Source organism: Carboxydocella thermautotrophica, from assembly GCA_003054495.1.
GTDB lineage: Bacteria > Bacillota.
On the sequence record CP028515.1, the window covers coordinates 1 to 25,254 of the forward strand.

Annotated in this window: 21 protein-coding genes and 1 pseudogene; 8 read left to right on the forward strand and 14 right to left on the reverse strand. The window is 39.1% G+C overall.

The genetic code is table 11. The features are described 5' to 3' along the window. Positions 1 to 361 precede the first annotated feature (361 nt). The 3 genes from CTH_RS13790 to CTH_RS13800 form a co-directional block, all read right to left on the reverse strand. Positions 362 to 1,135 carry a hypothetical protein gene (locus CTH_RS13790; RefSeq protein ID WP_107754362.1) on the reverse strand — a complete coding sequence of 258 codons (774 nt, stop codon included), beginning with the start codon at positions 1,133 to 1,135 and terminating at the stop codon, positions 362 to 364. A gap of 152 nt (positions 1,136 to 1,287) precedes the next feature. Next, positions 1,288 to 1,602, reverse strand: a complete 315-nt coding sequence (locus tag CTH_RS13795; protein WP_107754364.1) for a hypothetical protein — start codon at positions 1,600 to 1,602, stop codon at positions 1,288 to 1,290. After that, the gene (locus CTH_RS13800; protein WP_107754366.1) at positions 1,599 to 2,120 is read right to left on the reverse strand and encodes a hypothetical protein; all 522 of its coding nucleotides are present in this window, start codon (positions 2,118 to 2,120) and stop codon (positions 1,599 to 1,601) included. The genes CTH_RS13795 and CTH_RS13800 overlap by 4 nt, the downstream gene beginning before the upstream one ends. A 516-nt stretch (positions 2,121 to 2,636) precedes the next feature. Between CTH_RS13800 and CTH_RS13805 the strand changes: the two genes are divergently transcribed. Beyond that, on the forward strand, positions 2,637 to 3,182 hold the full coding sequence (locus tag CTH_RS13805) for a LabA-like NYN domain-containing protein (RefSeq protein WP_107754368.1): 546 nt from the start codon (positions 2,637 to 2,639) through the stop codon (positions 3,180 to 3,182). A 144-nt stretch (positions 3,183 to 3,326) separates the two neighbouring features. Here CTH_RS13805 and CTH_RS13810 read toward each other — a convergent pair whose 3' ends face one another. Further along, positions 3,327 to 4,157, reverse strand: a complete 831-nt coding sequence (locus CTH_RS13810) for an ArdC family protein (protein WP_107754370.1) — start codon at positions 4,155 to 4,157, stop codon at positions 3,327 to 3,329. A 574-nt stretch (positions 4,158 to 4,731) separates the two neighbouring features. Here CTH_RS13810 and CTH_RS13815 point away from each other — a divergent pair. The 6 genes and pseudogenes from CTH_RS13815 (at position 4,732) to CTH_RS13840 (ending at position 10,165) form a co-directional block, all read left to right on the forward strand. Continuing rightward, a complete protein-coding gene (locus tag CTH_RS13815) occupies positions 4,732 to 6,966 on the forward strand; it encodes a helix-turn-helix domain-containing protein (protein WP_107754372.1) in 2,235 nt (744 codons plus the stop codon). A gap of 47 nt (positions 6,967 to 7,013) precedes the next feature. Next, a complete protein-coding gene (locus tag CTH_RS13820) occupies positions 7,014 to 7,610 on the forward strand; it encodes a hypothetical protein (protein ID WP_107754374.1) in 597 nt (198 codons plus the stop codon). 166 nt (positions 7,611 to 7,776) lie between these two features. Beyond that, positions 7,777 to 8,060 (forward strand): annotated as a pseudogene (locus CTH_RS13825) (transposase); the annotation flags it as partial. Positions 8,061 to 8,443: 383 nt separating this feature from the next. After that, the gene (locus CTH_RS13830) at positions 8,444 to 8,734 is read left to right on the forward strand and encodes an Ada metal-binding domain-containing protein (protein ID WP_107754376.1); all 291 of its coding nucleotides are present in this window, start codon (positions 8,444 to 8,446) and stop codon (positions 8,732 to 8,734) included. Positions 8,735 to 8,756: 22 nt separating this feature from the next. Then, entirely contained in the window at positions 8,757 to 9,581 is an 825-nt protein-coding gene (locus tag CTH_RS13835; RefSeq protein WP_107754378.1) for a thermonuclease family protein, read from the forward strand. A 23-nt stretch (positions 9,582 to 9,604) separates the two neighbouring features. Further along, the gene (locus tag CTH_RS13840) at positions 9,605 to 10,165 is read left to right on the forward strand and encodes a hypothetical protein (RefSeq protein ID WP_107754380.1); all 561 of its coding nucleotides are present in this window, start codon (positions 9,605 to 9,607) and stop codon (positions 10,163 to 10,165) included. A 376-nt stretch (positions 10,166 to 10,541) separates the two neighbouring features. On the opposite strand, the gene CTH_RS13845 is transcribed toward CTH_RS13840, so the two are convergent. The 4 genes from CTH_RS13845 to CTH_RS13860 all read right to left on the reverse strand — a co-directional run bounded on the left by CTH_RS13845 (position 10,542) and on the right by CTH_RS13860 (position 16,474). Next, positions 10,542 to 11,264 carry an LppM family (lipo)protein gene (locus CTH_RS13845; RefSeq protein ID WP_107754382.1) on the reverse strand — a complete coding sequence of 241 codons (723 nt, stop codon included), beginning with the start codon at positions 11,262 to 11,264 and terminating at the stop codon, positions 10,542 to 10,544. Between the two features lie 364 nt (positions 11,265 to 11,628). After that, positions 11,629 to 12,510: a tyrosine-type recombinase/integrase gene (locus CTH_RS13850; RefSeq protein WP_159073903.1), complete on the reverse strand. Its 882-nt coding sequence runs from the start codon at positions 12,508 to 12,510 to the stop codon at positions 11,629 to 11,631. A gap of 135 nt (positions 12,511 to 12,645) precedes the next feature. Beyond that, positions 12,646 to 14,376 carry a UvrD-helicase domain-containing protein gene (locus CTH_RS13855; RefSeq protein ID WP_107754386.1) on the reverse strand — a complete coding sequence of 577 codons (1,731 nt, stop codon included), beginning with the start codon at positions 14,374 to 14,376 and terminating at the stop codon, positions 12,646 to 12,648. A gap of 13 nt (positions 14,377 to 14,389) precedes the next feature. Next, complete coding sequence (locus CTH_RS13860) at positions 14,390 to 16,474, reverse strand: ATP-dependent nuclease (RefSeq protein WP_107754389.1); 2,085 nt, start codon at positions 16,472 to 16,474, stop codon at positions 14,390 to 14,392. Positions 16,475 to 16,758: 284 nt separating this feature from the next. Here CTH_RS13860 and CTH_RS14485 point away from each other — a divergent pair, with 284 nt between their 5' ends. Further along, positions 16,759 to 18,246: a transposase gene (locus CTH_RS14485; protein ID WP_318262843.1), complete on the forward strand. Its 1,488-nt coding sequence runs from the start codon at positions 16,759 to 16,761 to the stop codon at positions 18,244 to 18,246. 199 nt (positions 18,247 to 18,445) lie between these two features. Here the strand turns inward: CTH_RS14485 and CTH_RS13870 are convergent, their stop codons facing one another. The 6 genes from CTH_RS13870 to CTH_RS13895 all read right to left on the reverse strand — a co-directional run bounded on the left by CTH_RS13870 (position 18,446) and on the right by CTH_RS13895 (position 25,250). Then, complete coding sequence (locus tag CTH_RS13870) at positions 18,446 to 18,628, reverse strand: hypothetical protein (protein ID WP_175577340.1); 183 nt, start codon at positions 18,626 to 18,628, stop codon at positions 18,446 to 18,448. A gap of 42 nt (positions 18,629 to 18,670) precedes the next feature. Further along, the gene (locus CTH_RS13875; RefSeq protein ID WP_107754391.1) at positions 18,671 to 20,317 is read right to left on the reverse strand and encodes a type IV secretory system conjugative DNA transfer family protein; all 1,647 of its coding nucleotides are present in this window, start codon (positions 20,315 to 20,317) and stop codon (positions 18,671 to 18,673) included. Next, positions 20,314 to 20,937 (reverse strand): hypothetical protein, encoded by a 624-nt coding sequence (locus tag CTH_RS13880; RefSeq protein WP_107754393.1) that lies wholly within the window; start codon positions 20,935 to 20,937, stop codon positions 20,314 to 20,316. Before CTH_RS13880 ends, CTH_RS13875 begins: the two co-directional genes overlap by 4 nt. Before the next feature lie 557 nt (positions 20,938 to 21,494). Continuing rightward, the gene (locus CTH_RS13885) at positions 21,495 to 22,838 is read right to left on the reverse strand and encodes a winged helix-turn-helix transcriptional regulator (RefSeq protein ID WP_107754395.1); all 1,344 of its coding nucleotides are present in this window, start codon (positions 22,836 to 22,838) and stop codon (positions 21,495 to 21,497) included. Between the two features lie 444 nt (positions 22,839 to 23,282). Continuing rightward, positions 23,283 to 23,516, reverse strand: coding sequence for a hypothetical protein (locus tag CTH_RS13890; protein WP_107754397.1), 234 nt, complete (start codon positions 23,514 to 23,516; stop codon positions 23,283 to 23,285). A 198-nt stretch (positions 23,517 to 23,714) separates the two neighbouring features. Then, positions 23,715 to 25,250, reverse strand: a complete 1,536-nt coding sequence (locus CTH_RS13895; protein WP_107754399.1) for a class I SAM-dependent DNA methyltransferase — start codon at positions 25,248 to 25,250, stop codon at positions 23,715 to 23,717. Between the last annotated feature and the right edge of the window lie 4 nt (positions 25,251 to 25,254).

A 25,254-nucleotide genomic window follows, 5' to 3' on the forward strand; every position in this document is an offset into this window, starting at 1 on the left:
CCCCCTAAATAATTCCGTTCTCTTACTAATCATAGCATAAACATTATTAACATTACAAGTAATATATTTATTGTTAACTTAACTATTTATACTAATAATAATGCTATTGTTTTCGTTAGTATAAATGTTATTGTTAACTTTAATATAATTACTTATATTAACAACATTAACGCGCCCCGCCGGGTACCCGGTGCCCCGCAGGGGCCGAGGGTCAGGAACGTAGAGCCTCTTGCTTCGGCCTGCCTTGCAGGACGGAGTTAGAGGCTCTAGTTATCGACCCGCAGCGGGTGGCGGTTAAGGCGCCCAAAATAAAAAAATAAACCGCTCCAGCAAAAAAGTGGAGCGGGGGAGAGGGGGCAAACTACCTTTCAGCCCTCAAACGTAAAAGCTCTTCAAATATCTTGTTTTTTTCCGTCTCAAGTTCATGGATCCTGGCCTTCAGAGCATCCATTTCCGCATCCATTTTTCTTTTCTGCTCATCCGCAGCCGCTGTCAAAGCCCTTTCCAGCTGAAACTTCTCCTTGTCATGCTCAAGCTTCAGCTTCTCAATTTCAGCCTGGTAAGCCAAAACCCTGGCTGCCAGCGTCTCATTTTCCTGCAACAACCTGGTTTTTTCCTCGCCCAGCTGTTCCAGCTCCTGCAGGCGTTGTCGAAGAACGTTATTTTCTTCATCCAGCCGGGCATTGGCCTTCTCAATCAGCTCAATTGTGCGCCTGGCTTCATTGGCCGTCCGCTCATATTCCTCAGCTTTGTTCCTTTGCTCATAGTACAAACTGCGCAAAGACTGTAACTCTTGTTTCAACAAATCAATTTCTTCATTCTTCTGGCGTTGCAGCATCTGTATTGACCGCTGAGCTTCCTCCCGGCAGTCACCCAGTTCATTCACCACCGCAACAAATATCTCTTCCACTCGTTTCAAATGCCTGGTCAGATCCTGAATCTCCTTGGCCTTATTAACCCCGGCCACTGCGTTATTAGCTTTATACAGGTCAATCATGGCCGCAAATAAATCCTTCTGAGACAGTCCGGCACTCTCAGCCAGCCTTTTAAACTCTTCCGCCGTTGCCTCCGTAGTGCTGACCGCAAACTTCTTGGTCCGATCATCTTCCGGCAAAAAACCCCGTTCCTCACTCATCGTTTACCCAGCTCCCTCCTAATCTGAATAGGTTAACCATGGTTTACCGGTTCACTTAATCTAATAATACCCTATTTTCCTTATTTCTAAAACAATTTTTCATAGTTTACTTATGTATATAATGGTAAACCAATAGGGGAGTGGGGGCAGCTCTAACTTCTGGCCTCAGCCTCCATTTTCTCAATCACTTGCTTAATAAGCAGATAGCTTGTAAAAATATTTTCCCTTTCTTCCTGGTCCAGCTTTCCTTTCAACCTGCTGTAAAGCCTGCGCCTTAGCCGCTTCAAATCCTTCAGCTGGCGTTCCTCCTCGGTCTCGCCGCTAAAATAACCCTTGATTTCCTGATACAACTGTTCCACCAACCCGTCATTCAGCTCCAGCTCCACATATTCCCCTTTATCATTCCTGCCCTTAATACAAAAACCTCCATCTGCAGCGATACATCTTTCCAGTTCCACCAGCCTCACCTCAACAACCTCCCATCTAAATCAATGATCACCGTATAAAGCCCGTTCCTGAACTTCCTTTTGGTGTCCGCCCATCTATCCAATCTGCCTTTGTATCTGATGAAATAGGAGGCACAATATAACAACCTCAAAAATAAACCCCTTTCTACCGGATCCAGACCAAGTTTCCTGGCATACTCCGGCCTGATCAACAGGGAGGTAACCCTGAGCCTTTTCTGCCGCAAAACCCCGTTTCGTCTCATTTCAGAGACTTTCTGCAAAAACAAACGAAAATCCTTTGCCGGAACATAATTGCCTCGTATCTTTTCAACCCTCAAATGAACCGCTAATTCCTTATCGCTGACCATCTCCAGGTAAAAATACCGTGTAACCGGCCGCAAAACAAACCTCCCATATATAAACCATCCCGCCGGCAACAAAACAAGTGCAACCAGGGGAGTAATGCCATTAAGAATAGCAATAACGCCCACTGCCAAAACCCCGGACCCAACCAGCAACAACAACTTTCTGTAAGTCACAGCCATCCCTCTACTTTGATAATAATACAATAATAATAATAATAATATTGTTATTACTATTATTTTTGCTATTGTTTTTATTTTTGTTAATAATATTACTTAATGTATTCGCATTATTAAACAATTCCTGATTGATAACATTCTTGAATTTGCTTTAATATTCCTTCAAGCAATACACTTTCCACTTTCCGGGCTATATATTTTAATTCGAGGTGAATTTTTTAAGAATTGGGGAAAATTTTGAAAAACGATAAGAAAATTTATAGAAATTACCCAAAACCCGCTTATGTCTTGGATTTACAGGTTGACATTGTACCGGACAATCTTTTATAATTGTTTCTGGAAGTAGAAGGTTCGGACTTCAACTTCTAGAGATTAATGAAGGGCATCGCTCGGAGATGCTTCTTATTAAGGAAATTACGCAATCGAATATTCGGAATTCGATTGCTTAGAGAATTATAAAAAGCGCTAGCATTGGGAGCTAGCGCTTTTAGTCATTATTAGGAGGAGAAAAACGTGAAGAGAATTATGGTTTTTATTGATGGAAACAATTTTGAAAGTGCTGTTACAAGTCTTTTTAATGGTATTCAACAGAGAATTGACTATGGAAAGTTGGCGAATTATATTGCTAACATAAGAAATGGTCAATTGCAAAGATTATATTACTATACAGCAATAAGCAGCCACGACAAAGCTAAAGCAGCTACCACAAAAAAATTTATCGATACATTAAACAAACATGTTCCATATTGTATTGCGAAAGCCGGTTATCTTAAATATGTTGGGCAGAACACAAATGGAAAGGATATTTATATTGAAAAAGGTACTGACGTAAATATAGCTGTTGATTTAGTTTCTTTAGCTTATCATAATGCTTACGATGAGGCAGTCCTGTTAAGTGCAGATACTGACTACGAACCAGCAATTCGTTTAGTACGGCAATTGGGTAAAAATATAGTAGTTGGAATCGTGGATCAACAAAAGGCCGGTTATTTAAAAGATCTATGTGATGATCATTTCGTTCTAAAACAAAGTGACTTTAGTCAAGTTCAACGAGAATAAACGGGCTGCTGATGTCCGGATCACCTAGCAGCCCGTTCTCTATGGCTGTATAGTCCCAACCTATACAGCCTCATATCCATACTATGCCCCAATTTTAGAATCATTACACCTATTTCTCGTCAAAAAGGACTGCCAGGCACCTGCCTAGCAGTCCGCCTCGTGCCCCAAAATATAGTCAACCGCCTTCTGAGCGGAAGCCGCCGCCTGCACAATCAGCCTTTTATCATTCTTGAGTTTTCTTAACCAACTGGCAATATAGCTGGCTGAATTATCAATAGTGCTGTTATCTATCCTGGCCATTGCGCATAACATCGCCGCCCCTAATTCAGCTATTAATTCTTCCTTGCTGTAAGTTTCCGAAGCGAAGGCCGCAATCTCAGCAAAACCAGGGCGATTCAGCCTTTTTAAATGCCCGGTGCTGTGGACCAGCTCATGAAACAACGTGCAGTAATATTCTTCAGCTTTTCTGTAATCCTGTAACGGCGGCACTTTTATGCTATCACTATGCGGGTTATAGCTGGCCTGGCCCGACTGATACTCAATCCTGGGCGCATCCTTATAACCAGCCAGAATTTTTTCCGCTTCTTCTATAGGGTCATGCTCAAAAATTTCATCCTTGCGTCTGCTCTCCAAACCTTCACACTGCCGGTTAATCTCATACACCTTGTAATAGCGGAGGAGAGGGACCCTGTCAATCTCGCCGGTTTCCCCATCTTCCTTCTCAAGCCACTTCCAGAACACCACAATCTGAAATTTCTTTGCTTCTTCCGGCCTGACTTTGCCGCCTGCCTCCATGATTTGATTCCAGGTAGCATATTCTCCCGGCTCCAGCAAAAAGCAGTTAATTCCCCGGTAAGGTTTTTGGGTTTTCCAGTTCACAGCTATGGCATTGCGCCACGGCTGTCGCCAGGGGACCGTACCCTGTTCCAGCTTCTTAATGATCCGCTCCGTTACAATCTCGTACACCTTGCTCATAACATCAGCCTCCATTCCAGCCATCCCGGAACCGGAGGTCGCCCGCCGGAGGCGCCTTTGGCTTCCCCTTGATCCCGAGCGGCTATAATTTTTGTCGGCCGGCGGTACCGGTGCCTTGGGTACATCCCGTGTACCGTCGGCCGCAAGGCCTGATGCAGCCGCTCGGGTCAAGGGGTCAAGCCCCGAAGCAAAAAATCCCCCGTAGAGGGGGATTTTTTGCGGAGCCCCTGGCGGCCCGATAGGGCCGGGGCTTGATTAAGACTGACCCGGACGGCGAACGGTGCCGGTTACATCCGGCACGGTTCGCTGATAAAAGGGAGCAAGACTATTTCGCCGACAGGCGGAATTGTCTTGCGGCGGGAATGCCCGGGAGAGTGTTCAAAACTAAATAACCTTAAGCTATTTAAATAAACTATATAACTTATTGATCTACAGCATCTATTTAAATAAAGCGTTTATGCCTTTTTGCATTTATCTAATAATCAATATGCGTTTTTGCATAATTTAATATTGATTATTTGGTTTATTATGTTAAAATATGAAATAGATAGCTTGTATAAAAGGAGTTGATATTATGACACTTGATTTTAATCTTTTCGAATTCAACCTTAAGGATTTTCGGCAAAACAAATTAAAAATGACACAAGAAGAATTAGCTAATCATCTTGGCGTACGACAGGATTATATTTCAAGACTAGAACAATCTTCGGATCAAATTCCTCTCAATCTATTAGCTAAAATTGCTAAACTTGCAGGAACAACTATCGATGAACTAGTCAGTTATAAACGCCCCACTCCAAGACCATTGAATCCAGTAAATACATGGAAGAATTGTGATCTTACAAAACGCACAATTATAGACTATATTAATAAGCACTGCAATCACTTGGAAAAAATTTATAACAAACATATAAGCGATCTAAAAGAAAAAGTAGAAATTATGCTTTCAAAACCAAAGGTTGCAATTGTAGGTCATTCTGATGTGGGCAAAAGTAGGTTAATAAACACATTAATTGGATCAGAAAAAATGCCCGCACAATGGACACCTACAACTTCGATTGCTGTTTATATAAAACATATCAATGATAGGCCTCAATATATTAAAGAAGAAGTCTGGGTTTTTAAAGCTCCTCCAGAGGGCGAATTAGGTTGGGATGAAAGAAGATTATATGATGAAAATTATTGCAATTCTTGGAAACTAGCAAGCGGAAGCGCCGATATCCTTAAAGAATACGGAACAAGACAAGGTAAATTTTTTGAAAAGGAACAAGCAGGGGCTGCCGTAATTTTTGTTGATAGTGAGATCTTAAATAATTGTGATATTATTGACCTTCCAGGTTTCGGAGTAGGCGATCGGCCCGAAGATGATGTGTTAGCTTTAAAAGCAAAGGATGTTGCAGATATTTTAATTTTCATGTCACATGCTGGCCAATTCATGCAAAACACTAGTATTGAATATCTCAAACAAACTATTTACCCTTTAACAGTAATTGAAAACAAAAGTGCAAATAACCTTAAACCGTTAGCAAATCTATTTATCCTTGCATCCCATGCTCATACTGTTAATTATGAAGAGTTACCAAACATACTTGATAGCGGATGTAAAAGATTTCTTACAGTATTACCAGAATCTTTTTGGGATGATAGAAAAGAAGTATCAGGATATGATTATAACTTTAATGATATAAGAGGTCGCTTTTTTACTTATACTACCGACAATGAACTTTTGAGAAAAGATTTCGAAGATGAATTTAAATCCCTAATAGAAACGCTGCCACTCATAATTTATGAAAAATCCATTAATTTCATAAAACAGTATATCAAAAATACTGGAAGTAATATTGATAAAGAAATAGAAGAATACAAAAATATTATCAACAAGCGCAATGAATATGAAGCATTATTAAAAAAAATAAAAAATAATGAACCTAATAGAGAATTAGACAATCAAAGAAAAAGGCAAGAAATGATTGATTATATCAATAGTTTATCCACTTCTTCTGTTAAATCTTTTGAAGAAAAATACAACCAAATTATGTCCGTAGATAATATTGTATCAATAATCGAGAAAAAAAGATTTAAGAAAAATAAAAATGATTTTCAGTTACTTGTAAGCCACATTATTTCGTTATTAGAAAATGAAATGAATAAAATAATTAAAAGGAATAATGTTGACATTAAAAATAAGATCGATATGTATCTTGAAGAATTCGGAAAAGACTACTCTGTTGATTTAAATTTCTCAACTAATTTTTCATTTGATGCAAAAAGAGCCTTTACTGCTGGTTTAGCAGGTGTGGCAACTCTCGGTGGACTAGCATTTTGGGCCTCTGCAATGGGAAATTTAGGCGGTTATATTCTGGTTGCTAAAGGAGTTAGCCTTTTATCAGCAATCGGAATATCAGTCTCAGGTGGTACAGCAGGTGCAATAACGGCCGTATCATCAATTGGCGGACCAGCTGTATTAGCCATAGCTTTAGCTATTCTCGCAGCAGTTTCAGTATATTCACTTCTATCATTAAACTGGGAAAAGAGGTTGGCTAAACATATCATTAATGAATTTGACAAAAGGAAGGTTTTGTATACATTTGTTTCTGTCATAAAAAAATATTGGGAAGATACTATAAAAGCTTTTAATCGTGCAACTGATAACTTGGAACATGAATGGAAAAAATATTTGGCTAATCTTGAAGAAATGGTAAACTCAAATGATATTGATGATATAAATCGCAAGATTGAAGCTGCTGAGGAGTTTAAAAATTTTATTTTAGGCATCCCTCTATCAAAAGATGGCTATAATTTAATTTAAATAAGAGGGATGCCTAAAATCACAAAATCAAGAAAGGGGTATAAAAAATGGGCATTATAAACGTTCCTTTTGAAATACCAAGCTGGGTTGAAAAAGGATTAAATGATGGGACTCTAATAAGAATAGGTGGGTTAGTGAGAAATGTTAATGGTGAGATTATATATCATCTAAAAGAAGCAAACAAAGCAACAGCCAAATCTATTAATCCAAAAAAAACTGTAGCAGCACTTGTTATTGCTGGCAGTGCTATTGCTGTTACTGCTATCGTATATAGTCGTAAGTTTAAAAAACTCAAAAAATTGGAAGAAGAAATTAATAATTTGTTTGAAACTTATATAAATAATGTAAAACAAAACAATTTAAATGTTAATAAAATAGAACAACTAGAACAAAAATGTGATGAAATATTGAGTTTAATAAATGAAATTAATTCTAATAATATAAAAATCAATCAACAAGATTTTGAAAAAATAAATACTATTATCGATTTGATAAGAAATTATATTGAACAATTAAATGAGGCTAATAATACAAACAAGCTGATCCCAACCCCTATAAATAATGCATCAATAAAAGATAATATAATCGTTTTTAGAAAATATTTAAGCATTCAAAAAGAGATATTTAAACAAAAAGGATCTTAAGTACAAGAACACATCTTATCAAATATATTAAGATATAAAAAGTAACCGCTTACAAAAACGGTGCCGGCAACATTCGGCATCGTTTTTTATAAGCCTTAGAATTTGGTTATTGTTAACAGGAGAATGTTTAGGGTTTTGTGCAAATGGTTAATAATACCATAAAGATGAGGCATTGAAATCACTTTTTGCAGACACAATCCAACAAATGCTTGAAGCCGAATTGGAGCAACACTTAGGTTATGAGAAACATTCTCCTGCTAGGATTAATTCCGGAAACAGTCGTAATGGTTATAGCAAAAGACCCTTAAAACCAGAATGGGAAACACAGAAATTTTAGTCCCCAGAGACCGTAACGGGGAGTTTGTACCCCAAGTTATCGGCAAGTATCAAACTACTGCAAATGAGATCGAATCACAGGTTATTGCAATGTACGCAAGCGGTACCGGTACCTTGGGTACATCCCGTGTACCGTCAGCCGCAAGGCCTGATGCAGCCGCTCGGGTCAAGGGGACAAGCCCCGAAGCAAAAAATCCCCCGTAGAGGGGGATTTTTTGCGAAGCCCCTGGCGGCCCGATAGGGCCGGGGCTTGATTAAGACTGACCCGGACGGCGAACGGTGCCGGTTACATCCGGCACGGTTCGCTGATAAAAGGGGAGCAAGACTATTTCGCCCGCTTTCCCTGGATTTTACTTGCCGGGCGGAATTGTCTTGCGGCGGGAATGCTTTTAAATCCTTAAACCAAAAAAACAATGCGAAAGGATATTGTTTATATGTGTAGAATATGGTTATTAATGGTTGTTTAATCCAAAAAATGTTTCATTAGGAGGTGTACTATGAAAAATCTTAAGCAAACCCGCAGGTATTTTGCCGCCTTTTTAATGGTCTTGTTTATGTTAATTCCAATTCTTAATGGATGCAGTACACAGTCAAATCAGCCAGTATCTTCGCCCCAGCAAAAAGCAACATATCAGTTTGTAGGATCAGTAAAAAGCAATAAATACCATTATCCAACTTGTGAATGGGCACTAAAAATTAAACCAGATAATGAGATTTGGTTCACAGACCCTAAAGATGCCCAAAGCAAAGGATATGTACCCTGCAAAGTCTGTGATCCTCCATATTAATATTTAAGGGATGGGATAAGTTATGTATAAGAAATTAATTGCAATAGCTGTAATTTGTTGCACTCTACTTATCAATATCGGTTGCAGCAATACTTCTCAAACAGAAGAAAAATCTTCTAATCAAATAAAGCAGCAAATTCAAACAGAGCCACAGGTAAAAAAAGAACAGCCACCTACAAACCAAAACCCTATAAATGCAAAAAAACAAAACAGCTTTGCTGCTCCAGTTAAGGTGTTATCAGTAATTGACGGCGATACAATACAAGTCAATTTAAACGGTGTTGAAGAAAAGGTAAGGCTTATCGGAGTAAATACTCCAGAAACTCATCATCCCAGCAAGCCGGTAGAACCTTATGGACCAGAAGCAGAAAAGTTTACCCGCTCTCAACTGACTGGAAAGCAGGTTTACCTGGAAAAAGATGTCCAGGAAAGGGACAAATACGGTCGTTTATTGGCATATGTCTGGCTGGAAAAACCGGTAAACAAGTCTGAAAAAGAGATACGCGCTAAGTTATTTAATGCAAAGCTGTTAATTGACGGATATGCTCAAGTAATGACTATTCCGCCTAATGTTAAATACTCTGACCTTTTTGTAAAACTGCAGCGTGAAGCCCGTGAAAACAATAGAGGTCTATGGGGAATAGAAATAAATAATTCAAGCTCGGCTGCCCAAAAAATTGCGGAAGATTATTTTGTAGGCTCAATTAAGAGCAATAAATATCATTACCCCGATTGCCGCTGGGCTAAAAAGATATTGCCTGGCAATTTAATTAAATTTGATAGCCCAAAAGATGCAAGAAAAAAAGGTTATGAGCCGTGTGGTGTATGTAACCCGCCTTTAGATTAGAAAAAATAAGTGAGGTTTATGAGATGAAAAAGCCTTGGATTATTCCAGCATTAATATCTTTGCTCTTATTATTAGCATGGCCTTTTCGATGGGAAAAGGGGCCTACTCAAACAACACCTCAATATGCGATAGTTTATCTAAAAGATCGGTGGACCGGGCAAGAATGGATAAAAATATATAGCCCAACAAAAAAAATTCGCGAAATCCCTAATATAGAAAAAAAAGAAGTTGAGGCTAGAGTAAATGAAATTTTATTAAAAAGCCCAGATATGGCGAATATCCGAAGCAAGATTGAGCAGATGAGTAAAGACCCAAGGTACACACCTGGACCAAGTAAATTTTCTTTAAGTCTTTTATGGAGCTTATCAGAGTACGGTTTCGATACATCAAAATATTATAATCAAGCTAAAGAAAAAGCATTAAACGAAATAATTAACGAAACTATGTTATATCGCAATATAGCTACATGGGTTTGGAGCAGTTTATTGTTAATATCTCTAATAACTTTATTTTATATAAAATTTAAAGAGACCAGAAAAAAGGGTTATGAGCCGTGCGGTGTATGTAACCCGCCTTTAGACTAACCCCCCGCAAAGGGGGATTTTTTGTGCCCTGCGGCCCGATAGGGCCGGGGCTTGATTAAGACTGACCCGGACGGCAAAAGGTGCCGGATAAACTGGCACCTTTTGCTGAAAAGAGAACAAGAACGGTCTAAGTTATAATGGAGTCTGCCGATATTGAACATAATACTATTTCCTCTACTTCTCATTTTTCATTTACCGTCCTTATTATCTTGTCTTTTTTTCTCCATAATAAATATCTATCGTTTCCCCATCATCACCAGGAGAAGGAAGACCTTAGGATGATAAACTTAGAACCCCCTCGACTGATATTTTCTTTATGTTTAAACTATCAAGACCATTTATATATACATATAAAAACTAATAACAGAGTACCTTTTTAATTATCTACTGAAAAACTATGAATTTGTTGGCCTTTCTTTCTTACGATAACCAAAACAGCAACAATTACAATCAGGATAACAGCAGCAACGGCGATCCCTGTATTTCTTGTATTAAGTACTTTGGCTTCCAGAATTATTTCGTTATTTTTTCCTGGTATAAGGTTCCACACATAAGTTCTACCATCGTCAATTACCATGGAAGCATTGTGGTATTCGGCTTTTACCGGCAAAGTCATAGCTAAATCAAATTTGATCTGGTTTAACATAGCCCGTTGCATGGCCTTTTCTTCTTCCGTTGCGTTCTGATCAACAGCTAATGATGTCATATCCATAAATGTCTTAATATTGTATGTATCAAAAAACAATCCCTTTTTTATGCTAAAATTACCTTTATCTGCTCTGATTTTGTTGTTTAGTAAAGCCCCCTGGTCAAAGCTATCCTTAATATTCTCAAAATGTTTCTTAGCTTGAAAGCCCATTAGTTCGCCTTCATTAAATCTGGATACCGTATAACCTTCCTTTTCAGCATTTTTTATCATTTCATCAAAGGGATCACCCCCTTCTCCTGCTAGTGCAACAAGCGTCGAATTCATACCCATTCTAATTGCTACATCTCCACTTCCATCTTCGTTAACCGTAATATGGATTTTACCTTGTACACATCCAGACAGAGCCAAAACCAGGGTAATCAAAAAAAATGCTATAATGCTTTTTTTCATTAATATAACCTCCCTCAATAAGATTTAAATTTCTCCTTTTTTCTCGCTTAATCTCAGAATTTCACTTTAACAATAATTTAGCTGATTATAACGGCAGTGCATAATTTGGGATGAATATGGGTAACTACAACCAGACCGCTTATTTTTTACAATACCTGGTCGGTAGGATTCCATATATTCTCCAGTGGCAACTTTCCCATGTCTACATGGTCTTAGCCCGAGCTGCATGTCTTCTAATCTTTAAATTATTTTTTATTCGACATAATGGTTCTATTTCCCTTTTTTATGCAAAAATAACCAAAGTTAATTTTTAGGCTTGGGCTTATATTCGTTAGGCACGTTTTCCTTTGCTTAAGGTTAAACCTTAATCCCAGGCAATCTTTTCAACTGCTGCTAACAAATCAGCTTCCCCTGGCTGGGTATAGATTATCGTAGACTTTAGATTAGGCATTCCTCCAGAAGTAAAATGGCCGGCTAATATGGCCACCTGATCCAGGGGAACACCTGCATCTATCAGGTTTTTACAAAATGTATGTCTTAACCTGTGGCAGGTTAAATCCTGAATTCTGGCCTTATAACCAAGGTCCGCAATTACATGCTGAATAGCCCGGGTGCTTAATTTCTCCGATCTTTGACTGACAAAGAACCACTTGCTCTCTGAGTCCCTTACTTTCAAGTACGCCAACATTGCCTCCCGCAAATCTTTATTCAATGGAATTACACGGCCTTTATCAAATTTGCTGTATTGTACCTCTATGGTGCCTTTTCTTTCAGAGATAGAAACATCGCTTAAGCGCAGATCACTTACTTCCTGCACCCGCAAACCGGCATGAAGCATGACCATAACTAAGGCATAATTTCTGGGTGAATCTTTTTCAGCAACCCGGATAAGCCGGTATTGTTCTTTGCGGTCCAGCCATTTAGGCAGTCCTCGTTGCACCGGCACAAAACCTATCCTCTCCCCTGGATTGCTTTCTATATAACCCTGAGCTACAGCCCACTTGCAGAAATTCTTCAGGGAAGCCACCGCTTTGTTAACTGTGGTGGGCTTTTTTGTTTGCATCAGGTGTTCCCGGTACTGTTTTAAATCAATTGGGGTTATTTCCTGGGGGTGAAATTTGCGTTCAGCATTCTCTTCAAACCAGGCTGCAAATTTCAGCAATTCATTGTAATAGGTTTTGATAGATTTTTCCTTGAAACCCAATTTTCGATCCTGTATAAATTCTTCAATCCAGTTTCGTTCCAAAGCTATCACCGCCAAAAATATTCTACGACAAGTTTTTTGGGAGATAATGAAACGGTCTTTCAAAGTTTTCCCCTTTTCATTATACCTGTTTTCGTCGTAGAACGGTATATTCTGTGACAATTTTCATTTATTATATTATCTTAAAATTATATCTTTAAAAACCTCTGATTTTGTATTATTGCACCAAATCTCTTTGAGATGATGATTAGTTTCATAAGTATTACCCTTTTGAGTATAACGACCACTTTCTGAAATCAAATAAATATTTCTTTTTGCACGAGAACAAATAACATATAATAATTTTTTTGATATACATTCAGAGTATTCATTAGAACAATTAATTATATCATCCCAGTGAGGAATAAACCCCCATAAAAGACCAAATGCAATTACAGTATCATATTCTAACCCCTTACAGCTATGGACTGTTGTAAATACCACCCCTTGATTATTTCTAAATGCTTGCCGAAAATAATGAATAGAAGATTCAATATTTCTTTCTTTTATGCGCGCTCGACACCCATCCATAAAAGAATTTAATGATTGTTCAAGTTGTTTATAATCCGAATATTGGATACCAAGTACAGATTCTATATACTTAAAACCTTGTTCAAGATAGTTCAATCCATCTATCTCATCACAAGAAAATTTATTTATTATCCTTAGTAACACTTTTCCATTTGGAACAATATTAATAATATTTGGAATTACTGTTTCTAGTTTTTTAAGCAAAGAATTTGCCCACTTTATTCGCAAAGTAATTAAATCAGGCGATGGTGTAACCAAAAAAAGTCGAGCAAAATGAAAAAAAATATTATTCTCATCTTTTACAATAGGTAATAAACCTGGTACATCTAATGGAATACTAGGAAAATTTTGGTGAATTGCTCTAGCTACTTCAATAAGATTATTCCATTTCGAGGCAATAACACAAATCTCATTATAAGGAATATTATTTTTGTGTAATTCATTAATTAAGTTACCTATATATACTGGAAGTTTATCTTTCGAAATTGTTTGATCTTCAAATTTAATAATAGAATTACTTTCACTATACTTCCCTATAGCTTCTGTGTTTTTCCCAATAATTTGAAAAAACTTAAAAAAATTGACAATATTTTTTGAAGAACGATAATTACCAGTAAGAAACTTTTCCTCTACTTCGTATCCTCCAATACAATCCTTAATTTCATCTTTTTGTTTAGCTACACCTCCTAAAGAGCCAAAAATAGCTTGATTAGGGTCCCCCACAAACATAATCTTAGTTGTATTTTCACGAGATTTAATTATTTCTCCAATAATTAAATACTGCAATTCCTTAGTATCTTGATACTCATCAACTAGTATCCATTGAAATATAGTTGAAATGTTTTTTGCTATATGTAGATTTTTTTTTAATATTTCCAAAGAATAAACTAATATTAATTCAAAATCAACATATCGAAGTTCTCTTAATCGTTTTTTATACTCCCTATTTATTTCATTTTCAACTTTAATATTTTTACTTATTTCATCTTTAATTTTTTTACTTTTTTCATCATCAATAATTACATACCCATAACGAGTTTCCTCAAGTAAGCCAGCAAAAGGATGTAAAATCCACTGCAAGCAAAATGAATGTATTGTTCCTGCCCAATAACTGTTTTCATCTACACCTAACTCTTCTAAGCGCGAAGATATCTCGTTTGCAGCATTGTTTGTATATGTAATAGCTGCAATCTTAGTGTTAAATGGAATTCTATTAGCTTCATAAGCAATCTTTGCAACCAGGGTTCTTGTCTTTCCACTTCCAGGACAAGCAATAACTAAACAATTACCATTAAATTCAACTATTTCTTTTTGCTCCTGTGAAAGATCTCTTAGCACTATAACAACCCCTTTAGAAAATTAATTTTTCTGGGTGTTGCTGATAATATACTTTTACTAATTCTTCTATTGTATAGTCATTACCGTATATATCCTCTGTACTTTTTTTGAGTTTTTCAAATTTCTCGTTACCCAAACGGTATTTTATTATTTCAATCTTTTGTAATTCATTTAGATCTGAAACAAATCTTAGTGCATTTAATATATATTCAGGAATTTTTGTATCTTTAGTAACATGATCTGAAATCATTAATGCTAACCAACCTTTTCCTACCTTTTCAGCAAGACGTAAAATCTCTTTTCCAGATACCGTAAGATTAGCGTCCATAATCTTATTTATAGAATCATTTATATATGAATCCTGAGAATAAATTTCTTTACAAACTTCAGTAATTATTTGTTGATTTCCTGCACGAAGAAACTCAACCTCAAAAGTATAATCAGCATAAAAAACTTTAATAAAATCATTATTTTGGACATAAAGATCTAGTTTCTCTTTTCTTGACTTACCCGATTCTTCTACTCTCTTACATCTTTTTTGAAATTCCTCGTCATCATAAGTATCCTGCTTTAATGGAACTATAGATAAATCATTGTCAGTAATAATAGCACATTTTCGATGTAACCGGTTAGGACCAAATACATTTGCAATATTTTGAAACTGTGTGCCACCAATATTAATAAGACTTATTCCTATTTCATCTAAAGATACACCAAACACTTTTTTTACTAATAAAGGAATAAGAATCATTTCAGCGTCGCCTTCAACAAGAATAATAGATTTTGCAAAAAGAAGAGTTGCTCTAGTTGCATCAAGATAACGCTCTAATCTTTTTACTTCAATCGAGTCAATGCCTTCAGCAGGTTGGCTAACCACAGTCTCGTTGCCTTCTTGATATAGAACGTTTATTTGATTAAGTGAACATGAAGACGAAATGTGACTCGAATGGGTAGAAAGAATTATTTGGGTATTATTATCATAATCGTGGTACTTCTGAAATAAAGTTTTTTGAACATGAGGGTGAAGATGAGCTTCTGGCTCTTCAATAAGCAAAAAATGCATAATTTTGTTTTTATTGTGATCTATCCTTTTATACTCTTCAATTTTTAATGCTAAGTAAATTAAATTAGCTCCACCAAGACTAAGCTCTCGAAGATCTCCACGATAATTTTTATCATTAAGTTCTCCAGCCTGTAAACTTAAAGATTTTAATGCTTGTCGTACGTCCTCAGATAAGTTTGAATTAATCTCTATATATGGAGCATAAGTAAATCCTGCTGTTTTTTGTAATGAATTACTAATACCTTGAGATATATCGTTAATCTCTGGTAGATTTTTAATTTTACTATTTAAATTACGGATCATTTCTGATATTTCTATAGAATCATCATTTCTAATTTCAACATTATTTAATAATCTTAATAAAGGAGAATAGCGACTATTTTTCATTTCGCCAACAACATCTCTCAGAGCTTTTGCAAAAGTACAAGCAAAATCATTTTTGAAACTTATATTTGTTTGAACACCTATAATTTTTTTATCCTCTTCTTCCGGATTTGGGAACAGATAATTTTGAAAATCTCCAACGACTGTTTTATAAACATTATCGTCATAAAAGTTAGCAGTTCCTTTCCCAACAATAACAGGTTCATAATCATTAATTGTAATCTGATTTAGTCGATCTATTATCTCTTCTTTTCTTCTTTCAAAATCATTTATCCTTGATAATTCAAATAATTCTTTCCTGACAGTTTTATTAGGACGAAAATATAAACTTAAACTACCCTGCCCTGGCCCAGAATTACTATTATGATAAAACAATGCCTGAGCTGGTTCATCTTCTTTAAGCTCATTAAAATGTAGAGAAATAATAATCCAATGCCCCTTCCAATTTCCTAACGAACGATTAAAATCAGATTCTAAAAGGAAAATAGCATTTCGAGGTAAATCATCATCCAATAATAAACGTAAAGCTTGAAAAGCATTGGTTTTTCCTGTTCCGTTCGCACCTATTAAAACATTTACGCCTTTATTAAAAATAAATTTCACATTACGGAAATTGCGAAAATTACGTATATACAATTCCTTAAGATACATTAATAAATCACCTCTTTACAATGAAGAATGTAGTTTCTCGGAAACTCCCAAACCAGTTGTTTCAACTGGTTTTTCTTTTGGGTAGGACTGGTTCACCCCCAACCTAAACCCCAAACTTCACATAGCAAAAATAGCCATTATAACAAATTGATCATATTTATTACCATATTGCTCCGATTATCTCTTATTATCTACCATAATTTAAACTTGACTTTTTCAAAATCGCCCCATAATCGCGTTGGAGGCATTTTTCCCCTCTAATTCGATTGATGGAGGCGATTTCTTTGTTAGGTTTCTGGCGTTCTCATGCAGATTATCAGGTCTGGTTAAAATCTAAACTTCAGTCTCTAGTTCCTGAGCATGAACCCCAAATCCGCTACTATCATTCTCTCATCGAAAAACTCTATGTCCTTGACCTTGACCCACTGAAAGAGGTTATTGCCCCTTTATATCCTCCGCTTGGACGACCGGCCCAGAATCAGCCTGAGCTTTTTAGGATACTTGTTGCTATGGTTCATTGCAAAATTGAAGACCCAACCAAATTTGTCCATCTCCTGAAATCTAATCCTGTTCTCGCCACTATCTGCGGTTTTGATCTGCACACTCCAGGGGTTGGTACTATTTATGATTTCCTCAACCGTTTATGGCTGGAATATGCTCCGCAAAAGGCTGTTCAAAAACCAAAACCCAAAGGCCGCAAACGTCCCAAATCCGGAGAAAAATTGGTTCCAAAACATCCTGGAATTGTGAAAAAACTTGTTAACCAAGTGTTAAATGGCAGGGTCCTTAATAAACAACCGCAGAGAATTTTGAAGATGATATTAAAAGAGTGTGCCGTCAAACCATCGTCCAAACTAGGCCTGCTTGGCGACCCAGATAATGTAGCTGTGGCCGCCGACGGAGCCCCACTCCTAACCGGTGCCAGTCCCTATGGTAAAAAGCTGTGCGAATGCCACTCCAAAGGCATTTTTCGCTGCAACTGCAAACGCTCTTTTACCGACCCCAACGCTAACTGGGGATGGGACAGCTATCATGAACAATGGTTTTATGGACACACCCTATACTCTATTACTTCGGCAAATAGCCCAAATGACCTGCCTCTACTTTTAAATTTAGTACAGGGTTCTCGTCATGATAGCGTTACTTTCGTTTTCGCCTGGGCAGAATTACTGGACTTATATCCTGAATTTAGGTTTACAAAAGCCATTTTAGATTCTGCTCATGACGTTTACGATATTTACCGGTTACTTGCTGCCAATAATACTGAGGCTTTTATTGATCTTAATAAGCGGGCTAAAGGCAAATCTTCCTATCCCTGTGCAGTGTCTGTTAACGACAATGGAGTACCTATCTGTCCAGCAGGCTTGCCTATGGTTAACTGGGGCTTTCAACAGGACAGATGCCGGATTAAATGGCGCTGCCCTAATTACATGAAACTTGATCTATGCCCTAATCATGACAACTGCTCTCCCAGTAAATATGGCCGTGTAATTTATACTAAACCCAACTGGGATCTCCGCCTCTTTACCCCCACTCCCCGTGGTTCTCAAGAGTGGAAAAAAACCTATGCCCGCAGAACCAGCGTGGAACGAACTCTCAAGAGAATTCTCGTTGATTACAAAATTGAACAGGCCAGAGCTCGTAGCAAGAAACGTTGGTTTTGGCAAGCGTTACTAGCTGCTATCAACCAGCACCTTGATGCTCAGATTTCTGTAATAAAACCCAATATTCTACCCGAGATTGGTTTATCTGATTTTCAACAAGTTGCCTAATTAGCTAAGCTCTTTTATTAAACAGGCTTAACTTCCGGTTGTTGTTAAAACTTCTGCTAACTACCGGTCTCTTTCCTATATCCTTTTTTAGGAAAGCGATGCTTTCTTTATGGCTACCTTTGCTATGTGAAGTTGTCAAGGTTCGATTTGGAAGTAATTATCCAGCATTACCCATTTCAATCATCGACTTTCCGAGATGCTACTGAAGAATATTACCAATCCACTTATCTTCATAAAGTCCCTTAGTATGATCCGATATAATTACAAGACAATTTGTTTTCTTTGAAAACCTCATTCCACCACTATTACCACATTTAAAAATATTCATCAGCTCTTCATTATTAATAACATCTCCTATTTTCAATCCTGGATCAAAACTCATAACAACTCCCCTTTCTGCTTTCTAACCGCTAATAAAGACCTATCAAATCTCTACCCACCTGACCCTTATATTCACCACACTAAACTCCGGCGTTTTCTTAATCAGAATAGCCCTGCCGGTGCTGAGCCGCTTAATCTTATCTGGATGAACTACAAAGCTTTTATCCTTTTTCACTGTTCCCACACCAGTTTCCCTAACCCCATCAACCTGCATGGTAGCTGTATAGCTGTCAACGGTGCCGGCTGATTCAGCAATAAAGGCGGCTGAATCAGGTACATCCTGACGGTGAATTATCTTGACGTTGGTATTGCCAAAGACTTGCTCCATCAGAACAGTGCTGCCATTCACTCTGAGGTCAGCCAGCTCCTGGGTGCTTAGAATGTTATGAAAACCGGCTTCCCTGGATTTGTTTATCAGATCTGTTACCTGAGGACCGGCAAACACTCCAAACTCGTCCAAAATGTTATATACCTTCTTATTCTCCTCCAACATCCTGGATGCTACTGTCTTAAGGTCATTGACGATCATTTTGCCTAAAGCCCGTGAAAACTCAGAAAACCTGAGGCTATCCATGGACATGACCACTACCGCATGCTCACTGATGGCTTTATAGAGGTCAATAACTACCGGTGACTTGCTGGTAAGTTTATGGCCAATATCCGATTCGGCGAAAATTGCCAGGCGGTTTATTAGCCCTTTGACTCCTTTTTCATCCAGTTCATCTATAATTGCGGCGTATCTTTCTTGTTTCTGTTCGGGAAGTTTTTTCAGAAGAGCACTCAATGCGGTTGGTGTCAGCCACTCCGTAACATTCACTACATCGACTTTATGGCCAACTTCTCTGAAAATCTGGAAGGCTGTTTGCAGGTATCTTTCACATATCGCCTTATAATGCGGCTCGGTCCATTCACTGATTGAGATGAGCTTGTCCTTCAGTTCAGTGGGGTCACCGTTAACCATAGGGTTGTAATTATGGCTCTGCCCTGTCATGGAGAAATAATAGAACTTGCGCCCGTACTTCTGAGCCAGTTTCATGCACCTGGCAGCCTGTTTTTTGGAACCTTTGCCATCTACAAAAATAACCGGTATTCCTCTCTGACAACAGCTCTCGATTATGTTGTTGATAGTGGTGGTTTTGCCGCCGCCGGTAGCTCCTAAGATCAAGCCACCGCTGTTGAATTCCTCATCCGTAATTACTACCGGTTTGGCCTGTTCATTAACTCCAAGCAGAACACCATCTTCCGGGTGAGCCGTTGAAGTCAATTTCGTGAGAACCCTTTCATACCTCGGTCCTCTGAAATCCACTTCCCTTTCCGGCTCTTTCTGCTTTACCCAGGCAGGTCTGGTTTGATACCAGATCTCCAATCCAGCCCCTAAGACCGGACCAATAACCAACCCCAGCAGGAGCATTGATAACCAATCAAAATCGGCATAGGTCTGGTACTTGATTAAAGCCTTTATGCTGTCAAAATAGCCGATAAAGCTTTTGTGGATTATAACCGCCAGTAATCCCAAACCGATGACAACAGCGGCATGAACCCGGATTTTCAGATTTAATCGCCTCGTTACGTTACTATAAACCAGGCCAACAATAATCGCAGGCAAAGCGGCTACGGTTGCTGCTGCAATCAATAAAGCCAAGTAAAACCTTGAGGTTACATCTCTGTCTTTTTTGTAGCCATAGTTCAAAGGCTTTCCACCTCTTTCAGATCAAAGATTTTCACTATCGACTTGACTCTCTGATCCATGTTCCGCAAGAGGTGTTGCCGTATATTTTCATCCCCCACCAAATACCAAACCTGGCTGTAATCCGTTGATCGCAGATGCTGCATGAAGATCTTCTTCAACCGCTCTTTCCCTTTCCTGGTCAGTTCCACCTCTATGCCGACATACTCATCCCCTATCCTGGTTATGCCGTCAGGGATATGTAGTTGAACCCCAAACCCGGTTATGCCCTTCTCACTCCGGATCTCTCTCTCACTTTTCCAGTAACCATACTTCTTCTCGAAGTGAAGAGCTACATCCACCACTTTCAGGTCATGCTCATACTCTACCAGATTAACCCTGGCCGGAGACAGAACATCCCCTGCAGCACTTACTCCTTTATGGGTCGGGTAATAAACACCCGGTTGTGCATAGAAGATCTGCTCATGCACCAGGTAACCGTTGTCCACCAGCCTTTTCAGGCGACGATAGACGTTCTGATGGCATACTCCCAGGTATTGGGCCATCTGGTAAGCCGTAGCCCGCTTATACTTGTTGATCCAGCGGATCAGCATCAAATCTGCCGCAGTAAGACGCAAGCGCAACCACCTTCCCCCACCCCAAAATTTACACTTGCTTCGCTAAGACCCAGGAGAAAGACTAATCATAGGACCCAGAAGAAAAGCTAATCCAGGACCCAAGAGAGAAGCTCAGATAAGGACCCCAGAGGAATACCCGGAGAGGAATACTGGGAGAAAAGCAACTGCTGTTAAGGCCCCGCCGCGCCCAAAGCGGAGACAGCGCCCCGGTTCCTGACCTCGGCCTTGCTCTGCGATGATGCAAGGGCGAGGTCAGGAAATTTTGGAGGCTTTGCCGACAAAATAGGGGCGCGTGTCATAGGGGAAATAAGGCGCGGCGGGGCCATTTTTCCCCAATACCAAGCAGATTTTATAGCTACAACCTTTTCTACAAGTTTTACAATACAGTTAAATTATATCTTATATACCATGTAATAGCAATGCCAGACCAGATATCTCCATTATAGGCAAGAAAAGAATAAAGACAAGAGAAAAGAGATACCCTAGTTATTAAAACAGGGTAGCATTACCCCGACACCGCTCACGGCGACGGCTATAGGGTGTTTGCGATTTTGCACCATTAGTTAGCCTGTGTCTGGCCCACGATTATGGGGTGGCGATTTACTGCTGTAAAATATCCATTCTCCGTTTACGACCTCTAAAGTCAGTTGATATGGCGTTGTTAACTTCTGCTGGGCCTGGTGGCTATTCCTCTTCTTGGCGGTTACGACTTTATTGCGGGCGGCTGCAGTCAATCTGTATTCAGTTTTAGCGGCTCTGCCTTGGCCGGTTGTTTTTTGTTCTATTACCCCCTCTTCTTTTAATGCTTGCAGAGCTTTTTTGACGCTCCTGAGCGGTGCCTTTATTTTTTCAGCCAGTTTGGCCTGGGAGATCTGAATAATGCCGCCGTTTCCTCTGAGCAGGTTAAGGATATCCTGTTTGATCTCATCCAAATGCAGATACTTTCTTTCTTCCCGGGTTTTCTTTTTGCTGACTAACCGGTAGTGAAACGGAATGCCGGTAAGCTTCTGGACCCACTTGGCTGATGGTCCTCTGTATTTGTCTTTATAGGCACTCCGGATTTTGGTCTTGAGGTCAGCTATGGTTAAGGGGTCCTCTTGGGTGTTGCGTTTATTCCAGTCCATCAGGATTTCCAGGGCTTGTTCTTCGGAATATCCTTCTACTTTCATAGCCAGTGCGAGGGTAAAGGCGGCATGATCCCTGTACCCGACAAAATCATAGCCCTGCAGCATCTTCTTGAAGGCAGGATGCTTTAGTATTCCTTTGGGCAAAATGCAGACAGCGGCCCCAGGCTTGTCCTCTATGACTTCAGTCTGGTTGATGTCCCGCCAGTCCAGGAAAAGGCTCAGGTTGTAGATATTGGGTTCAAAGAACAGTACATTCTTGGGGATGCGAAGATATCTCTCTGCACCCACTGCATTAGTGTCGGCGTTAATGGCCTGGGCAACGGCTTCGGTGAGGGCGTTATATAAGCCGATGGCTTTCGGGGTAGCCCATACCGGCTCAATTTTCCAGTAAACATGGTAGCCATTGGGGCTTTTATTGATGATGGTGGGGACCGGCAGGCCGGCAGCATCAACCGCTTCCAGGATGTCAATAAGGGTTGTTTCCGGGTCATCAATGTCTACAAAGATTGCATTAAGCCAGCGGAGTGCCTGCCGGTCCCGGCGGTCATTGCGGTAAAAGGCGTTGGGGGTGAAATAGGTCGCCCTTTCTATTTGCTTGTAGAGACTGTTAAAGGTCTTGTAAGACCGATGGTAAACCAGGGTGTTGTTCATCAGGTCGGCAAGAAAGATATGGCCGGGTTTCCAGTTTTCTTTGCCCGTATCGATAAGGCTTTCCTTGAGGAGGAAGTGAAGAGCTTCCTGCGCAGATATTTCGGATCTGTATTGAGCTGGCAGATTCACTCTTTACCCCTCCTTTCGGCAAAGTTAAAGCCAAAATTTTTTTAGATTCGTCAAAATTTGTTTTTTTTAACCTCTTGCACAGTCAGAGAAAATTGTTATAATAAAAGGTGAACAACCAAAAAAGGCAATAGGAAAGCAGGGTTAATGGCTTTATTTTTTTGAACCATTAACCGTTGTTTTGGGCAATAGGAAACCAGGGGGTAATGGCTTCTTAATTTTTCCAAAACCCTGCCCTTATGCCTGGTGGTTATAAATTGTTGGCAGCAATTTATAACCCGATATTTGGTTGTTGTTTTCCCTTGAAAATTTTCCTGCGATTTAGCAGGAAATTTTATTTTTGCGTAGAATAGGTATTACAAAAGCGTATACTGCTCCCCTTGTAAATGAGGGGTTGGAGAGAGAAAACCTTCCGCGGCGGCCAAACCAGGGGAGGTTTTCTCTCTTTTATGAGCAGTTCTTCATCCATTCGTTTAATGTGATTTGATCGAATTGCCGGGCTTCGTCCAGTTTGATATATTGCTCGATCAGGTCAGGACGATCTTTTGCCAGCCTTAAGGCTGCTCTTAAGATTACTGATTGATCTTCACAGCTTTCTAGAAAATCAATAATATCCTGATGAAAAAGGGGCTGTAAACGGACAGTCTTAATCCAAGGTTCAGGCAGTTTTTTCCTCGCCATTCTCAACCCCCCTTTTTTTCAGTGTTTAAATTCATATTATGATATTCGTTGTTGAATGAAATTTTCCTGCTGATTGGTAAAAAAAATTCATGTAATTCTGCAGGTCCGCATATAATGGTTTGATGTGGTACTGCAAGAGAAAACCCGGCTATATGAAAACATAGCCGGGTTATGTTTCGCCTGGGGGGGAGGTAATAATTAATTTATTCTTCTTAAAACCGATAATGCTTCTACTATCTCACGGCCCTTAGCTTCAATAATATCTAGCAGTTCCTCAGGTGTACGTGTGTCCTCTTCAGTTTTAGCATGTGGATTCACGGCTTTTAAGTCATAGTTTTTTTCCTCAATTGCTTTCCTTGTCACTGTCCAGCTGCGTTCACTGTCGGCACGTTCAGGCAGCAATCGGAAAAACTCTTCAAAGTGTTCTTCTGTTAATGGATTCTTTTTGGTTACTTTAATATCAGATAAGTCATAGTACCAGATTTTTTCTGTTGGTTTTCCTTTAGTAAAGAAAAGCAGGTTAGTTTTTACACCAGCTCCTGCTGTAACAAATACTCCAGGCGGAAGACTAACAATACACCAAACATCACAGTCATCCAACAATTTTTGTTTAGTCTGAACAAAAGCGTTCTCATTGGTGCGGAAAAGAACCCCTTCGTCAAGTACTATTCCACATTTGCCACCAGGCTTCAAGCTTTTTATAACATGTTGCAGGAAAAGTACCTGCGTTGAACTGGTCTTGAAATCAAACTGGGTTTGAGCATCTTTCCCTTCTTTGCCACCAAAAGGCGGGTTGGTTAAGATTATGTCGTAAAGGCCTGGAGCATCCTGAAAAAGACCGCCGTAAATTTCACCGCCTGTTAGCGTATTGCCATGCCATAAGTTAGGCTGGTCAATGCCGTGAAGTACCAAATTTGCTAAAGCAATAGGGTATATCAGATTTTCTTTTTCCCGACCATAAAAGGTCTTTGTTTTAAGGGTTTCTATCTGTTCAGGAGTTATATCTTCTCCTAATTTTCCCATTATATATTCATATGCTTGAGCTAAAAAACCTCCAGTACCACAACAGGGATCATACACCGTCTGGCCAGGTTGTGGATCTATTATCTTAACCATTGTTTTGATGACCTGACGCGGTGTAAAGAACTGCCCTCCGTCATTTCCCTTTTCTCCCATCTTCAAAAGTAAACCTTCATATACCTGGGATAAGGTAAACATATGAGTAGTATCAACATTATCTAATCTAATTTCATGTACTTTATCCAGGACATCGAGCATATTTCGTTCAGTATCAATACGCACTCGCTCTACACCAGACATTATCTCACTTATTACTTTTTGCCTTGGAGTAGCATTTGGTTGTTCCTTAAGGCTTTTAAGGTAAGGCAACAGCTCCCCGTTAACAAAGTTGAAGAATGCCCCTAATGCTCCCTCCTGCAGTTCCTTGCGCTTGGCACCATTCGGAGCTGCCCAGTCCTGCCACCTATATGGTGGCTTTAAGGAAGGGGTAAACTCCAGGCCCACTGCTTCAGCTTCTTCTGCCTCAATCATTTCCCGTTGGTCAAGGATGCGTAAAAATAAAATCCAGGTTAGTTCCGGAACGTACTGCAACGCACCTGCACAATTGGACCGGCGCATAATATCGCATATGTTTTTAATGGCTGTGTTTAAAGCCTGTTGAGAATTGAAGTTTTTGCCGTTACCATTGCCGTTTCCGTTTTTCTTTCTAGCCATTTTT

Bases quoted from the DNA above. Each gene is read 5' to 3' on its own strand.
- CTH_RS13870 (WP_175577340.1), bottom strand. From the start codon at position 18,628: ATGAGTTTTGATCCAGGATTGAAAATAGGAGATGTTATTAATAATGAA.
- CTH_RS13890 (WP_107754397.1), bottom strand. From the start codon at position 23,516: ATGGCGAGGAAAAAACTGCCTGAACCTTGGATTAAGACTGTCCGTTTA.
- CTH_RS13845 (WP_107754382.1), bottom strand. From the start codon at position 11,264: ATGAAAAAAAGCATTATAGCATTTTTTTTGATTACCCTGGTTTTGGCT.
- CTH_RS13790 (WP_107754362.1), bottom strand. From the start codon at position 1,135: ATGAGTGAGGAACGGGGTTTTTTGCCGGAAGATGATCGGACCAAGAAG.
- CTH_RS13835 (WP_107754378.1), top strand. From the start codon at position 8,757: ATGTATAAGAAATTAATTGCAATAGCTGTAATTTGTTGCACTCTACTT.
- CTH_RS13860 (WP_107754389.1), bottom strand. From the start codon at position 16,474: ATGTATCTTAAGGAATTGTATATACGTAATTTTCGCAATTTCCGTAAT.
- CTH_RS13810 (WP_107754370.1), bottom strand. From the start codon at position 4,157: ATGAGCAAGGTGTACGAGATTGTAACGGAGCGGATCATTAAGAAGCTG.
- CTH_RS13895 (WP_107754399.1), bottom strand. From the start codon at position 25,250: ATGGCTAGAAAGAAAAACGGAAACGGCAATGGTAACGGCAAAAACTTC.
- CTH_RS13830 (WP_107754376.1), top strand. From the start codon at position 8,444: ATGAAAAATCTTAAGCAAACCCGCAGGTATTTTGCCGCCTTTTTAATG.
- CTH_RS13840 (WP_107754380.1), top strand. From the start codon at position 9,605: ATGAAAAAGCCTTGGATTATTCCAGCATTAATATCTTTGCTCTTATTA.
- CTH_RS13815 (WP_107754372.1), top strand. From the start codon at position 4,732: ATGACACTTGATTTTAATCTTTTCGAATTCAACCTTAAGGATTTTCGG.
- CTH_RS13820 (WP_107754374.1), top strand. From the start codon at position 7,014: ATGGGCATTATAAACGTTCCTTTTGAAATACCAAGCTGGGTTGAAAAA.